At 61.4% G+C, this 14,842-nt stretch carries 14 protein-coding genes; 10 read left to right on the top strand and 4 right to left on the bottom strand.

Going from position 1 to position 14,842, the window contains the following annotated elements; all coding sequences use genetic code 11:
* Positions 1–119: 119 nt before the first annotated feature.
* Positions 120–791: a ribose-5-phosphate isomerase RpiA gene (rpiA, locus tag ACIPO9_RS04645; RefSeq protein ID WP_400779081.1), complete on the bottom strand. Its 672-nt coding sequence runs from the start codon at positions 789–791 to the stop codon at positions 120–122.
* 245 nt (positions 792–1,036) lie between these two features.
* Between rpiA and ilvA the strand changes: the two genes are divergently transcribed.
* From ilvA to ACIPO9_RS04660, 3 genes are all read left to right on the top strand, one after another.
* Complete coding sequence (ilvA, locus tag ACIPO9_RS04650) at positions 1,037–2,551, top strand: threonine ammonia-lyase, biosynthetic (protein WP_400779241.1); 1,515 nt, start codon at positions 1,037–1,039, stop codon at positions 2,549–2,551.
* Between the two features lie 178 nt (positions 2,552–2,729).
* Complete coding sequence (locus ACIPO9_RS04655; protein ID WP_400779083.1) at positions 2,730–3,158, top strand: DUF2269 family protein; 429 nt, start codon at positions 2,730–2,732, stop codon at positions 3,156–3,158.
* A 35-nt stretch (positions 3,159–3,193) separates the two neighbouring features.
* Complete coding sequence (locus ACIPO9_RS04660; protein ID WP_400779084.1) at positions 3,194–3,661, top strand: DUF2269 family protein; 468 nt, start codon at positions 3,194–3,196, stop codon at positions 3,659–3,661.
* Between the two features lie 109 nt (positions 3,662–3,770).
* On the opposite strand, the gene ACIPO9_RS04665 is transcribed toward ACIPO9_RS04660, so the two are convergent.
* Positions 3,771–4,427: an HAD family hydrolase gene (locus tag ACIPO9_RS04665; RefSeq protein ID WP_400779086.1), complete on the bottom strand. Its 657-nt coding sequence runs from the start codon at positions 4,425–4,427 to the stop codon at positions 3,771–3,773.
* A 164-nt stretch (positions 4,428–4,591) separates the two neighbouring features.
* Here ACIPO9_RS04665 and ACIPO9_RS04670 point away from each other — a divergent pair, with 164 nt between their 5' ends.
* Together ACIPO9_RS04670 and ptsP are read left to right on the top strand one after the other, a co-directional pair.
* Complete coding sequence (locus ACIPO9_RS04670; RefSeq protein WP_062379340.1) at positions 4,592–5,071, top strand: RNA pyrophosphohydrolase; 480 nt, start codon at positions 4,592–4,594, stop codon at positions 5,069–5,071.
* Between the two features lie 21 nt (positions 5,072–5,092).
* Positions 5,093–7,372, top strand: coding sequence for a phosphoenolpyruvate--protein phosphotransferase (gene ptsP, locus ACIPO9_RS04675; RefSeq protein WP_400605842.1), 2,280 nt, complete (start codon positions 5,093–5,095; stop codon positions 7,370–7,372).
* Positions 7,373–7,570: 198 nt separating this feature from the next.
* Here ptsP and ACIPO9_RS04680 read toward each other — a convergent pair whose 3' ends face one another.
* Complete coding sequence (locus tag ACIPO9_RS04680) at positions 7,571–8,317, bottom strand: NRDE family protein (RefSeq protein ID WP_400779088.1); 747 nt, start codon at positions 8,315–8,317, stop codon at positions 7,571–7,573.
* Between the two features lie 114 nt (positions 8,318–8,431).
* Between ACIPO9_RS04680 and ACIPO9_RS04685 the strand changes: the two genes are divergently transcribed.
* The 5 genes from ACIPO9_RS04685 (at position 8,432) to ACIPO9_RS04705 (ending at position 14,183) form a co-directional block, all read left to right on the top strand.
* Positions 8,432–9,214, top strand: coding sequence for a sulfite exporter TauE/SafE family protein (locus ACIPO9_RS04685; protein WP_274134996.1), 783 nt, complete (start codon positions 8,432–8,434; stop codon positions 9,212–9,214).
* A 38-nt stretch (positions 9,215–9,252) separates the two neighbouring features.
* Positions 9,253–10,065, top strand: a complete 813-nt coding sequence (gene lgt, locus ACIPO9_RS04690) for a prolipoprotein diacylglyceryl transferase (protein ID WP_274134994.1) — start codon at positions 9,253–9,255, stop codon at positions 10,063–10,065.
* Positions 10,066–10,123: 58 nt separating this feature from the next.
* Positions 10,124–10,957 (top strand): thymidylate synthase, encoded by an 834-nt coding sequence (locus ACIPO9_RS04695; protein WP_274134993.1) that lies wholly within the window; start codon positions 10,124–10,126, stop codon positions 10,955–10,957.
* 361 nt (positions 10,958–11,318) lie between these two features.
* Complete coding sequence (cfa, locus tag ACIPO9_RS04700; protein ID WP_274134991.1) at positions 11,319–12,476, top strand: cyclopropane fatty acyl phospholipid synthase; 1,158 nt, start codon at positions 11,319–11,321, stop codon at positions 12,474–12,476.
* A 258-nt stretch (positions 12,477–12,734) separates the two neighbouring features.
* Positions 12,735–14,183, top strand: coding sequence for a catalase (locus tag ACIPO9_RS04705; protein ID WP_400779090.1), 1,449 nt, complete (start codon positions 12,735–12,737; stop codon positions 14,181–14,183).
* Between the two features lie 180 nt (positions 14,184–14,363).
* Here ACIPO9_RS04705 and cadR read toward each other — a convergent pair whose 3' ends face one another.
* Positions 14,364–14,822 (bottom strand): Cd(II)/Pb(II)-responsive transcriptional regulator, encoded by a 459-nt coding sequence (gene cadR, locus ACIPO9_RS04710; RefSeq protein ID WP_274134989.1) that lies wholly within the window; start codon positions 14,820–14,822, stop codon positions 14,364–14,366.
* Positions 14,823–14,842 lie beyond the last annotated feature (20 nt).

A 14,842-nucleotide genomic window follows, 5' to 3' on the forward strand; every position in this document is an offset into this window, starting at 1 on the left:
CGCAATTTCTGACGCACCGCAAACCTGTAGGAGCGCGCTTGCCCGCGATTGCGGTGTGTCTGTGCCGAATACGTGACTGACACACCGCCGTCGCGGGCAAGCGCGCTCCTACGGGGCGATCAGCGAGTGAGGGTTTTCACGCCTTCTTGCGTACCCAGCAGCAACAGGTCCGCCGAGCGAGCGGCGAACAGGCCGTTGGTGACCACGCCGACGATGGCGTTGATCTGCGCTTCCACCGCTACCGGATCGGTGATGTTCATGTTGTGCACGTCGAGGATGATGTTGCCGTTGTCGGTGATGACGCCTTCGCGGTAGACCGGGTCGCCGCCCAGTTTCACCAACTGGCGTGCAACGTGGCTGCGGGCCATCGGGATAACTTCCACTGGCAGCGGGAACGCACCCAATACCGGCACCAGCTTGCTGCCGTCGGCGATGCAGATGAAGGTCTTGGCCACGGCCGCAACGATCTTCTCGCGGGTCAAGGCCGCGCCGCCGCCCTTGATCAGGTTCAGGTGCTCGTCGCTCTCGTCGGCGCCGTCGATGTAGAACTCCAGGTCGCTGACAGTGTTCAGCTCGTACACAGGAATACCGTGGCCCTTGAGGCGTGCAGCGGTGGCTTCGGAGCTGGCGACCGCGCCGTCGAACGCGCCCTTGTGCTGAGCCAGGGCGTCGATGAAGCAGTTGGCGGTGGAGCCGGTGCCGACGCCCACGATGCTTTTGTCGTCGAGTTTGGGAAGGATGAAATCGACGGCGGCCTGGGCAACGGCCTGTTTCAGTTGATCCTGGGTCATGCGGGGGCTCCAGTGGTAAAGAGCCTGTAGGAGCGCGCTTGCCCGCGACAGCGTCGTGTCAGCCGACACATTCATGTCAGGCAAAACGCATCGCGGGCAAGCGCGCTCCTACAGGGTAGCGATCTGTTGGGGGCGGGCATTATAGCGACATGCCGTGGTTAAAGCCTGACTCTTGGTGTGGTCGTCGGTCGGGGCGCGGGGTAGACTTCTTGGCCTTGCCCCTTTTCGCCAGTGATGCCCTCCCGATGCTCGAACAGTACGTCAAGAAAATCCTCACCTCCCGCGTCTACGACGTCGCCGTGGAAACCCCGCTGCAGGGCGCCCGCCAGTTGTCCGAGCGGCTCGGCAATCAGGTGTTGCTCAAGCGCGAAGACTTGCAACCGGTGTTCTCCTTCAAGATTCGCGGCGCCTACAACAAGCTGGCGCAGTTGAGCGCTGAGGAACTGTCCTGTGGCGTGGTCACGGCCTCGGCGGGCAATCATGCGCAGGGCCTGGCGCTGGCGGCGAAGAAACTGGGGATCAAGGCGACCATCGTCATGCCCAAGACTACCCCGGAGATCAAGGTCGAAGGCGTGCGCTCCCGTGGCGGAAAAGTGGTGCTGCACGGGGACTCTTTCCCTGAAGCCCTGGCGCATTCTCTGAAGCTGGTCGAGGAAAAGGGCTACGTCTATATCCACCCTTACGACGATCCGGACACCATCGCCGGCCAGGGTACGGTGGCCATGGAAATCCTGCGTCAGCACCCGGGCAAACTGGACGCGATCTTCGTGCCGGTGGGCGGCGGCGGGCTGATCGCGGGGATCGCGGCCTACGTGAAGTACCTGCGGCCCGAGATCAAGGTGATCGGCGTGGAGCCGGACGACTCCAACTGCCTGCAACAGGCCATGGCCTACGGCGAGCGCGTGGTGCTGCAGCAGGTCGGGCTGTTTGCCGATGGCGTCGCGGTGGCGCAGATCGGCCAGCACACCTTCGACATCTGCAAGGATTACGTCGACGAGGTGCTCACGGTCAGCACCGACGAAATCTGCGCCGCGATCAAGGACATCTACGACGATACCCGCTCGATCACCGAACCTGCCGGCGCCTTGGGTGCAGCCGGGATCAAGAAATACGTCGAGCAGTATGGCGTGACCGGGCAGACCCTGGTGGCCATCGAATCCGGCGCCAACGTCAACTTCGACCGCCTGCGCCACGTCGCCGAACGCGCCGAACTGGGCGAAGGCCGCGAAGCGATCATTGCCGTGACCATCCCCGAGCAGCCGGGCAGCTTCAAGGCCTTCTGCGAGGCCGTGGGCAAGCGCCAGATCACCGAATTCAACTACCGCTACCACACCGACCGCGAGGCGCACATCTTCGTCGGCGTGCAGACCCATCCCGAAAACGACCCGCGCAAGGCGCTGATCGCCAGCCTCACAGAGCAGGGCTTCCCGGTGCTGGACCTGACCGACAACGAACTGGCCAAGCTGCATTTGCGGCACATGGTGGGCGGGCATTCGGAACGGGTCAGCGATGAAGTGGTGCTGCGCTTCGAATTCCCGGAGCGGCCGGGAGCGCTGTTCAACTTCCTGAATAAGCTGGGCGGAAAATGGAATATCTCGATGTTCCACTACCGCAACCACGGCGCGGCGGATGGCCGGGTGGTCGCAGGCTTGGTGGTGCCGGAGGAGGAACGGCACCTGGTGCCCAAGGCGCTGGAGGAGATCGGGTACCCGTATTGGGATGAGACCAATAACCCGGCGTACAAGCTGTTCCTCGGCTGACTCGACGCAACCCATTGTAGGAGCGCGCTTGCCCGCGACAGCGTCGTGTCAGACGACATTGGTGTGACAGATACACCGCCGTCGCGGGCAAGCGCGCTCCTACAGGGCGAGAACCACGCCTCGCCGGCAAGCCGGACTGCTACGCTAAAAATGCTGCTCAACTAAGGACGCATACGCCATGGAACACTTCGCTGCACTGAAAATCCTGCACATGGCCAGCACCGCGCTGCTGTTCATCTGTGCGCTGGCGCTGATCGTCTGGATCGTTCGTGGGCGCAAGGCTGGTGATCTGACCGTGCAGAACCGTGCCATGCAGCGGCCCTGGGTGTTCGTCTGGCTGTTGATGGGCCTGTGCCTGCTGACCCTGCCGATTAGCGGCTGGTGGCTGGTGCACTACGCGGGCTGGTCGCTGGGGCAGATGTGGCTGCTGGCGGCCAGCATTCTGTATACCCTCGGCGCGCTGAGCTGGGCCTGGCTTGCGGTGCGGGTCAATCGACTGCGCAGGCCGGTGATTGTCGGCAATCCGAAATTCACCCTGGGGCTGGCTGTCTTCAGCGTCGTCTGTTTCGTCGCCATTGCCGGGCTCATGGGCGCCAAGCCGGTCTAACCTTTTCTGCGCAATTTTCGGACTCTACCGCCTCGATGAGTGCTTACCTGCTGCTCAAAACTCTGCACATCCTGTCATCCACCATTCTCTTCGGCCTCGGCGCAGGTTCTGCCTATTACGCCCTGCGGGCCTGGCGCACGGGCAAGGTCGAAGTCATCGCGGTGACCTTCAGGCATCTGGTCTTCGCTGACTGGGCCTTCACCACCACCACCGCGATTTTCCAGCCATTGAGTGGCCTGGGGTTGGTGTTGCTCGCGGGCTGGCCGCCCCATCAGAGCTGGCTGATGTGGAGTTTCGGGCTGTATGTGCTGGCGGGGATGTGCTGGCTGCCGGTGGTGTGGCTGCAGATCAGGGTGCGCAACATGGCGGATCGGGCGCTGGAGGAGGGTACGGCGATGCCGATGAAGGCGACTGTTTATATGCGCTGGTGGTTTGGCCTGGCGTGGCCTGCGTTCTTTTCCTTTATGGCCATCTTCTATCTGATGGTGGCCAAGCCGACGTGAGAGGTCAGCGGGCGATCATTGTCGTCTGGCCCACTGCCGTCGCGGGCAAGCGCGCTCCTACAGAGAAATGCGATCGGCTGTAGGAGCGCGCTTGCCCGCGAAGACGTAATCAATCGCGCAACGAAATCACCGGCCAGCCGCGGCGGTTTGCTTCGGCGCGCAGCTTCTCGTCAGGGTCCACCGCCACCGGGTTGGCGACTTGCTCCAGCAGCGGCAGGTCGTTCATCGAGTCGCTGTAGAAATAACTGTCGTCCAGATTGAAGCCGTTTTCCTCGATCCAGCGGTTCAGGCGCGTCACCTTGCCTTCGCGGAAGCACGGCACATCGGTGGTACGGCCGGTGTAGCGGCCATCGACCACTTCGCACTCGGTGGCCAGCAGGGTGTCGATCCCCAGGCGGGCAACCACGGGCGCGGTGACGAAACGGTTGGTCGCGGTGATCACCACCAGCTTGTCGCCTGCATCGCGGTGCTTGGCAATCAGGGCCATGGCCTTGGGCAGAATCAGCGGCTCGATGCAGTCACGCATGAAATCGTCATGCCATTCGTCGAGCTGTGCCATCTCGGTGCGGCCCAGAATCTCGAGGCTGAAATTCAGGTAGTCGGTCAGGTTCAGGGTGCCGGCCAGGTAGTCCTGGTAAAAGGCATCGTTGCGCGCTTTGTAGGCGGCTCCGTCGAGGATGCCGCGTTCGCACAGGTAGTCACCCCAGGCGTGATCACTGTCACCGCCCAAAAGGGTGTTGTCGAGGTCGAATAAAGCCAGGCGCATGGGTTACTCGCTGAAATGACTGGAAAAAGAGCACAAGAATACGAGGTTTTTTCGAGAGACTGCATCTATTAATGCGGTTGTCGCGATAAGCTGTCGCCGCCTCGTTGCTGCCTTCACGATCTTTGTGGAACAATGCGGCGACATGCGTTTGCGAGGTTGTAGCCGTGATCGACCCCGATGGTTTCCGCCCTAATGTCGGGATAATTCTGACAAATGATGCTGGCCAGGTCTTATGGGCTCGCCGTATTAACCAAGATGCCTGGCAGTTTCCGCAAGGGGGAATCAACCCTCAGGAGACGCCGGAAGACGCGCTCTATCGCGAATTGAACGAAGAAGTCGGGCTTGAACGGCACGATGTTGAAATTCTTGCCTGCACCCGGGGCTGGCTGCGCTATCGTCTGCCGCAGCGTCTGGTGCGTACCCACAGCCAGCCGCTGTGCATCGGCCAGAAGCAGAAATGGTTTCTCCTGCGCCTGATCTCCAACGAGCAGCGGGTGCGGATGGATTTGACCGGTAAACCGGAGTTCGATGGCTGGCGCTGGGTCAGCTATTGGTACCCGTTGGGCCAGGTGGTGACATTCAAGCGCGAAGTGTATCGCCGCGCACTCAAAGAGCTTGCCCCGCGCCTGTTGGCGCGCGACTGACACGGAGTTCGACCCCGAGCCATGCTCAATACGCTGCGCAAGATCGTCCAGGAAGTTAACTCCGCCAAGGATCTCAAGGCGGCGTTGGGGATTATTGTGTTACGCGTCAAAGAGGCCATGAGCAGCCAGGTCTGCTCGGTCTATTTGCTCGATCCCGAAACCAATCGTTTCGTGTTGATGGCCACCGAGGGCTTGAACAAGCGCTCCATCGGCAAGGTCAGCATGGCGCCCAATGAAGGTCTGGTCGGCCTGGTCGGTACGCGCGAAGAGCCGCTGAACCTGGAAAACGCCGCCGATCACCCTCGTTATCGCTACTTTGCCGAAACCGGCGAAGAACGTTTTGCCTCATTCCTCGGCGCGCCGATCATTCACCATCGGCGCGTAGTCGGCGTTCTGGTCATCCAGCAAAAGGAGCGTCGTCAGTTCGACGAGGGCGAAGAAGCCTTCCTGGTCACCATGAGCGCGCAATTGGCCGGGGTTATCGCCCACGCTGAAGCCACAGGTTCCATTCGCGGCCTGGGGCGTCAGGGCAAGGGTATCCAGGAAGCCAAGTTCGTCGGTGTGGCCGGTTCGCCCGGTGCGGCGGTGGGTACGGCGGTGGTCATGCTGCCCCCGGCCGACCTTGAAGTGGTGCCGGACAAGACCGTCACCGACATCGATGCCGAACTGAAGCTCTTCAAGAACGCCCTGGAAGGCGTTCGCAGCGATATGCGCACACTTTCGGCGAAGTTGGCTACCCAATTGCGCCCGGAAGAGCGTGCGCTGTTCGACGTCTACCTGATGATGCTCGACGATGCCTCGCTGGGCAGCGAAGTCACCAACGTCATCAAGACCGGGCAGTGGGCACAGGGCGCGCTGCGTTCGGTGGTCAACGAGCACGTCAGCCGCTTTGAATTGATGGACGACGATTACCTGCGCGAGCGCGCTTCGGACGTCAAGGACCTGGGCCGTCGCCTGCTGGCCTATCTGCAGGAAGAGCGCCAGCAGGCGCTGGTCTACCCCGACAACACCATTCTGGTCAGCGAAGAACTGACGCCGGCGATGCTCGGCGAGGTTCCGGAAGGCAAGCTGGTCGGCCTGGTGTCGGTACTGGGTTCGGGCAACTCCCACGTCGCGATCCTGGCCCGGGCCATGGGCATTCCGACCGTCATGGGTGCGGTGGATCTGCCGTATTCCAAGGTCGATGGCATCGATCTGATCGTCGACGGCTACCACGGCGAGGTCTACACCAACCCCAGCGAAGTCCTGCGCAAGCAGTATTCGGTGGTGGTCGAGGAAGAGCGCCAGCTGTCCCAGGGCCTGGATGCCCTGCGCGAGCTGCCGTGCGTGACGCTGGACGGGCACCGCATGCCGCTGTGGGTCAATACCGGGCTGCTGGCCGACGTGGCCCGCGCGCAGCAGCGTGGCGCCGAGGGCGTGGGGCTGTATCGCACCGAAGTGCCATTCATGATCAACCAGCGCTTCCCGAGCGAGAAGGAACAGCTGGCGATCTATCGCGAACAACTGGCCGCCTTCCATCCGCTGCCCGTGACCATGCGTACGCTGGACATCGGCGGTGACAAGGCGCTCTCGTACTTCCCGATCAAGGAAGACAACCCGTTCCTGGGCTGGCGCGGCATCCGCGTGACCCTCGATCACCCGGAAATCTTCCTGGTGCAGACCCGCGCGATGCTCAAGGCCAGCGAAGGCCTGAACAACTTGCGCATCCTGCTGCCGATGATCTCCGGCACCCATGAAACCGAAGAAGCCCTGCACCTGATCCACCGTGCCTGGGGTGAAGTGCGTGACGAAGGCACTGATGTGCCGATGCCGCCGGTGGGGGTGATGATCGAAATTCCTGCGGCGGTTTATCAGACCCGCGAGCTGGCGCGTCAGGTGGACTTTCTGTCGGTAGGCTCCAACGACCTGACCCAGTACCTGCTGGCCGTGGACCGCAACAACCCGCGTGTGGCCGACCTGTACGACTACCTGCACCCGGCGGTGCTGCAAGCGCTGCAAAACGTGGTGCGCGACGCCCATGCAGAAGGCAAGCCGGTGAGCATCTGCGGCGAGATGGCCGGTGATCCGGCGGCGGCGGTGCTGTTGATGGCGATGGGCTTCGACAGCCTGTCGATGAACGCCACCAACTTGCCGAAAGTGAAATGGATGCTGCGCCAGATCAACCTGAGTAAGGCCAAGGAGCTGCTGGAGCAGTTGATGAAGAACGACAATCCGCAGGTTATCAGCAGCTCGCTGCAGCTGGCGCTGAGGAATCTTGGCCTGTCGCGGATGATCAATCCTTCGCCAGTCAAAGGCCACTGACCGCGTCACCTTGTAGGAGCGCGCTTGCCCGCGACCGCGGTGTGTCTGTGACGAATGGGTTCGCTGACACACTGCAGTCGCGGGCAAGCGCGCTCCTACAGGGGGAATGCTGATCGTGCCCACGCTCTGCGTCAGCCTGGACGCAGAGCGTCCGGTGCAGCGTAACCACGCGGAGCGTGGGAACGATCGTTGGGGGCGTCAGATTTGTAGATCCACCTCGCCCAGTCTCCCGCCATACGGCCCGAAACTGCGCTCCACCATCCTGCGCCCGCCATCGGCCGAGACAATCAGCACGGTGCTCGCCCGTGTTCCGTAGTTAGGGCTGGCGATGAAGACACTGGACAGCAGCTTCTCCGTCGCATGGCCCACGCCGGTATTCGGCAGTTCGGCTTCACTGGCAGGCTCAGGGTCGGCGAGGAAGCTGAACAGCGCTTCCGGCTCCGGCGTATCCAGGTGCCCGGCCAGCGCCGCTCGGGCTCTGACCAGCTTGGGCCAAGGCGTATCGAGCCCGGCATTGGAAACCCCGTACACCCCCGCCTCCAGCCGCCGGGGCACTGGCTGCGCGGCGTTGAGAAAGTGCAGCTCCTGCCGATCGCCCACCAGCAGGTTGAAGCCGCCATATTCCGCCGCTCTTCCTGCGACCTCCCGCAGATAATCCTCAATCGACATCGATCCGCTCAAAAAATGAGCAACCAGCTCCCCCCGCGAGCGCCGTCCCAGCGGCTTGCCCGGATCGCGGATGTTGGTCAGCGCCGCAAACCGGCCCTCGGCACTGACCCCAAGCCAGGTGCCGCCTGCTTCCAGATCCCGCCCGGCATAGACGCCAGGGGCATGTTCCCACTGCGCCAGCGGCAAGGTGGGGCGGGCGTAAAACTCGTCGCGGTTAGCCGCTAGAATCAATGGCTGAGGGTGGGCAGGGCGCCAGGCGAAGACGATCAGGCACATGTGGCCTCCTTTTTTCGGTCACTTTACGCATACCCGCGATTGGCATCCATCGCTCACCGCTAGAGCGCGATGGCCTGCTCCGGTAACATGCCGCTCTGATTTTCGGAGAGTCCCATGGAATTTCTTCTGTATCTGGCCCTGGGCGCGTGCGCCGGGGTGCTGGCCGGACTGTTTGGCGTCGGCGGCGGCATCATCATCGTTCCGGTGCTGGTGTTCAGTTTCACCCTGCAAGGTTTCGACAGTTCGGTCCTGACGCACCTGGCCGTGGGCACCTCGCTTGCGACCATCGTCTTCACCTCGACGCTGTCGGTCCGCGCCCACCATCGCATGGGCGCGGTGCAGTGGGCGGTCTTTGGGTGGATGACCGTGGGGATCCTGATCGGCGCGGGGCTGGGTTCGCTCACCGCCAGCTACATTGCCGGGCCGAACCTGCAGAAGATCATCGGCGTGTTCGCCATTCTGGTCGCCATCCAGATGGCGCTGGACGTCAAACCCAAGGCCAGCCGTGGCGTGCCCGGCAAGGGCGGGCTGACCGCCGCAGGCGTGGTGATTGGCTGGGCGTCGGCGATTTTCGGCATCGGCGGCGGCTCGCTGACCGTGCCTTTTCTGACCTGGCGCAGTCTGACCATGCAGCAGGCCGTGGCGACCTCATCGGCCTGTGGCTTCCCCATCGCGGTGGCCAGTGCGATAAGTTTCATGATTCTTGGGTGGCACGATCCATTGTTGCCATCGCATAGTCTCGGTTTTGTTTACCTGCCAGCCCTGATTGGCATTGCGGTCACCAGCATGTTTTTCGCCCGTTTCGGCGCGAAGCTGGCCCACAAGCTGTCACCCAGGATGCTGAAACGACTGTTCGCCCTGTTGCTGGTGGTCGTGGGTACCAGTTTTCTGATTTGATTCGTCGCTCTGTGAGCACACCAACCTGAGGAGTCGCAATGCTGCCTTACCCGCAGATTGACCCGGTAGCCGTGGCCATCGGTCCGCTGCAAATTCACTGGTACGGCCTGATGTACCTGGTCGGCATCGGCAGTGCCTGGTTCCTGGCCTCGCGCCGCCTGAACAAGTTCGACCCGACATGGACCAAGGAAAAACTCTCGGACATGATCTTCTGGGTCGCCATGGGCGTGATCGTCGGCGGGCGGCTGGGCTACGTGCTGTTCTATGACCTGCCCAACTACATCGCCAACCCCCTGCTCATTTTCGAGGTATGGAAGGGCGGCATGGCGTTCCACGGCGGGTTCATCGGCGTGATGATCGCGACGTACTGGTTCGGCAAGCGCAACGGCAAGTCGTTCTTCCAGCTGATGGACTTCATCGCGCCGATGGTGCCGATCGGCCTGGGTGCCGGGCGCATCGGCAACTTCATCAATGGCGAGCTGTGGGGCAAGCCGACCGATCTGCCGTGGGCGATGGTCTTCCCGCCGTTCAGCGATCCTGCGCAGTTGCCGCGCCATCCGTCGCAGCTGTATCAGTTCGCGCTGGAAGGTGTGGCACTGTTCGCCATTCTTTACTTCTTCTCGCGCAAGCCACGCCCGACCATGGCCGTTTCCGGCATGTTCGCGCTGTTCTACGGCATTTTCCGCTTCGTCGTGGAGTTCGTTCGCGTGCCGGACGCCCAACTGGGTTACCTGGCCTGGGGCTGGGTCACCATGGGCCAGATCCTCAGCCTGCCGATGATCATCGGTGGCCTGGTGCTGATCTGGCTGGCCTACCACCGCGCGCCTGTTGCCGACAAGGCAGCCGTTTGATTTCGAATCGCCGGGCCCGTGCGCCCGGCCGGTTCACCGATACAGAGGGCCTTAGGGCATGAAGCAATACCTTGAGCTGTTACAGGACGTCATCGCCAACGGCACCCGCAAGGGCGACCGCACCGGCACTGGTACCACCGCGGTGTTTGGCCGTCAGATCCGCCACAACCTGGCCGATGGCTTCCCGTTGCTGACCACCAAGAAACTGCACTTCAAGAGCATCGCCAACGAGCTGATCTGGATGCTCAGTGGCAACACCAATACCAAGTGGCTGAACGAAAACGGCGTGACCATCTGGGACGAGTGGGCCACTGAAGAAGGCGACCTGGGCCCGGTCTACGGCGCGCAGTGGACCGGCTGGCCGACCAAGGATGGCGGCAAGATCAACCAGATCGACTACATGGTCGACTGCCTGAAGAACAACCCTAACAGCCGCCGCATCCTGTTTCACGGCTGGAACACCGAGTACCTGCCGGACGAGAAGCTCTCGCCCCAGGAAAACGTCAAGGCCGGGCGCCAGGCGCTTGCAGTCTGCCATTTGCTGTATCAGGCGTTCGTCGCTGACGGCAAGCTGTCGATGCAGTTGTACATTCGCAGCTCCGATGTATTCCTGGGCCTGCCGTACAACATCGCCGCGCTGGCGCTGTTGACCCACATGCTGGCGCAGCAGTGCGACCTGATCCCGCACGAGATCATCGTCAGCCTGGGTGACACCCACGCCTATTCGAACCACGAAGAGCAGATCGCCACGCAACTGACCCGCACGCCGAAGGCGCTGCCTCAGTTGAAGATCAACCGCCGCCCGGACAGCATCTACGATTACCGTTTCGAGGATTTCGAAATCGTCGGTTACGACGCCGACCCAAGCATCAAGGCGCCCGTCGCCGTCTGATTTGCATCGCCCGCTGTAGGAGCGCGCTTGCCCGCGAAGGCGGTGTGTCAGTGAATATGTTCGTCACCGACATACCCTTTCGCGGGCAAGCGCGCTCCTACGTTATTAGGCCCTCCCTAACCCCTCGCTATGTTCGAACCGGTTAAACCCTCAATAGCTGTTTCATATGTAGGGTTAATTGAAGTTCGTATTGTTGCAGTTACGTAATAAGTGTTTTGCACGGTTGTAAATAAAATGAACACGATAGATATTTTCAATCTATATATTGAGACTATTGAGTTTAATTTCATGGTTTGTTTGACATATAGTCGAGGTCTACCAATAAGTCTTTAGCCTGACACGCGTTTGGAAATAACCATCCATGACCACGACGAACTTCAGCACTGACACCTACTCCGACCACACCTCCGGTCTCTATCGCACCGCTGCACGGATCCTCAATGAAGCCGGTATCCAGATCAACGGATCTGCCCCTTCGGACATCCGCTTCAACGGCCCCGGGGTGATCGAAAGGGCGTTTGCGCAGGGGAATCTGGGGTTGGGCGAGGCCTACATGGACGGCCAGTGGGACAGCGAGCATCTGGATGAATTCTTTCATCGCCTGCTGAAAACCGGCATGACCGACGACGTGAAGCCACTTCGGCTGGTGTTCTACGCGCTCATGGCCAAGTTCATGAACCGGCAGAACATCAAGCGCTCCAAGACCGTGGGCGAGGTGCACTACGACCTGGGCAACGAGTTCTACTCGAAGATGCTCGACTCGCGCATGACCTACACCTGCGGCTATTGGGAAAACGCGACCACGCTGGAAGAGGCCCAGGCCGCCAAGCTGGACCTGATCTGCCGCAAACTGCAGCTAAAACCAGGCATGCGGGTGCTGGACATCGGCTGTGGCTGGGGCAGTTTCATGAGCTACGCCGCCGAGCATTACGGTGTCGAGGCCGTCGGGGTGAGTATCTCCAAAGAGCAGATTGCCTGGGCCAAAGAGCGCTACAAAGGCTTGCCCTTGGAGTTTCGTTTCCAGGACTACCGCGAACTGGATGAACAGTTCGATGCCATCGCCAGTGTGGGCATGTTCGAACACGTGGGCCGCAAGAACCACCGCGAATACATGGAACTGGCCCATCGCTGTTTGAAGCCTGGCGGGTTGTTCCTGTTGCATACCATCGGCAAGAACCAGCGCAACTCTTATCCTGACCCGTGGATCGACAAATATATATTCCCCAACGGCGACCTGCCCTCCATCGGCCAGATGGGCGATGCCATGGACGGGTTGTTTGTCGTGGAAGACTTGCACAACTTCGGTTCGGACTACGACAAGACACTGATGGCCTGGCACGACAACTTCATGAAGGCCTGGCCGCAGTTCGAGGCGCAACTGGGCAACCGCTTCTATCGTATGTGGCGTTATTACCTGTTGTCCTGCGCCGGTGCCTTCCGCGCCCGGGATATCCAGTTGTGGCAGTGGGTGTTGTCCAAAGGCGGCGTGCCGCACGGTTACCATCGCAGCCAGATTTGAAGTGCGTCATCCACTGTAGGAGCGCGCTTGCCCGCGACCGCGGTGTGTCAGCAAAGATATCCGTACCTGACACACCGCAATCGCGGGCAAGCGCGCTCCTACAGGCGTTTATCCGTTCGTCGTTCTTTGCTATCGATCAATCGATTTTCTATTAATCGTCTCTATCAACCCAGTGCGGACTCCCAATGAGCTTCCCGGCCCGCATTTGCTTATCGTTCTCCACATCGAACAAGACACGCGAACTGTGGAGAAACGATCATGAGCAACAAACTGACCACCGCATTCGGCGCCCCCGTAGCCGATAACCAGAATATCCAGACCGCAGGCCCTCATGGTCCGGCGTTGCTGCAAGACGTCTGGTTCCTGGAAAAACTGGCGCATTTCGACCGTGAAGTGATCCCGGAGCGCCGCATGCACGCCAAAGGCTCGGGCGCGTTCGGCACCTTCACCGTGACCCACGACATCACCCGCTTCACCCGCGCCAAGATCTTCTCGCAGGTCGGCAAGCAGACCGAAATGTTCGCCCGCTTCTCCACCGTGGCCGGTGAGCGCGGTGCAGCCGATGCCGAGCGCGACATTCGCGGCTTCGCCCTGAAGTTCTACACCGAAGAAGGCAACTGGGACCTGGTGGGCAATAACACGCCGGTGTTCTTCCTGCGTGACCCACTGAAATTCCCCGACCTGAACCACGCCGTGAAGCGCGACCCGCGCACCGGCATGCGCAGCGCGGAAAACAACTGGGACTTCTGGACCCAACTGCCCGAGTCGTTCCACCAGGTCACTATTGTGATGAGTGAACGCGGCATTCCGCGCAGCTTCCGCGAGATGCACGGTTTCGGCAGCCACACCTACAGCTTCCTTAACGCGCAACATGAGCGCTTCTGGGTCAAGTTTCACTTTGTGTCCCAGCAAGGCATCGCCAACCTGAGTGACGCCGAGGCGCAAGCGGTGGCCGGTGCGGATCGTGAATCCCACATGCGCGACCTCTACGACAACATCGAGCAGAACAACTTCCCGCGCTGGAAGCTGTTCGTGCAGATCATGCCGGAGAAGGAAGCGGGCTCGTACCACATCAACCCGTTCGACCTGACCAAAGTCTGGCCGAAGGCGGACTACCCGCTGATTGAGGTGGGGTACTTCGAGCTGAACCGCAATGCCGACAACCACTTTGCCGATGTCGAGCAGTCAGCGTTCGCGCCGTCCAACGTGGTGCCGGGTATCAGCTTCTCGCCGGACAAGATGCTGCAAGGCCGCCTGTTCTCCTACGGCGATGCCCAGCGCTACCGCTTGAGCGTCAACTACCACCAGATCCCGGTGAACTCGCCCAAGGCCGCGCTGCACGTGAACAGCTACCACCGCGATGGCCTGATGCGCATCGACGGCAACCGTGGCGGGATGACTTCCTACGAGCCCAACACCAAGGGCGCGTTCCAGGAGCAGCCTGATTTCCGCGAGCCGCCGCTGTCCATCGAAGGCGCGGCGGGGCACTGGAACCACCGTGTGGACGATGACTACTTCTCCCAGGCGGGTAACCTGTTCCGCAACATGAGCCCGAAAGAGCAACAGTCGCTGTTCGACAACACCGCACGCGCCCTGCGCGGCGTGTCGGCGCCGGTGATCGCGCTGCACATCAAGCACTGTGGCCTGGCGGACCCGGCATACGGCGCGGGCGTGACCGAGGCGGTGGAGCGTATACACCACGGTTGATCTCACGCTGAAACAAAAGGCCCCCACTCTGGCGACAGGGTGGGGGCTTTGTTATTCCTGACGCCGCACCCCTGTAGGAGCGCGCTTGCCCGCGACTGCGGTGTGTCAGATACGGATAGGTTAGCTGACACACCGCAGTCGCGGGCAAGCGCGCTCCTACAGGGATGTGGTGCCGGCCAGTCAATGCCCGTGGCTGCGGCCTACGTGGGAATGCTCGACTTCCGGCGTAACCACGCTGCCGCTGACTTCCAGCCGATCCAGAATCCCGCAATGATCCGGTGCCCCTTCGCTGCAACGCTGGCGCAGGTCGACCAACTGTGCCTGCAACGCCTGCAGGCTGACGATGCGGGCGCTGACGTGCTGGATGTGCTCGTCGATCAGCGAGTTGACGCTCTGGCACTGATCCTGGGGGCTGTCACGCAAGGTCAGCAGGCTGCGGATTTCGTCGAGGGTCATGTCCAGGCTGCGGCAGTTGCGGATGAAGGTCAGCCGCTCGACATGCTCCTGGGTGTAAAGCCGGTAGTTGCCCTCGCTGCGCGCAGGCTCGGACAACAGGCCCTCGCGCTCGTAATAGCGGATGGTTTCCACGGCGCAGTCAGTGAGTTTTGCCAGTTCGCCAATCTTGAAAGACGCTTTCATGAGGACCCATCCCGTTTTGT

Source organism: Pseudomonas sp. NPDC090203, from assembly GCF_044746765.1.
Classification (GTDB): Bacteria; Pseudomonadota; Gammaproteobacteria; order Pseudomonadales; family Pseudomonadaceae; genus Aquipseudomonas; species Aquipseudomonas putida_AD.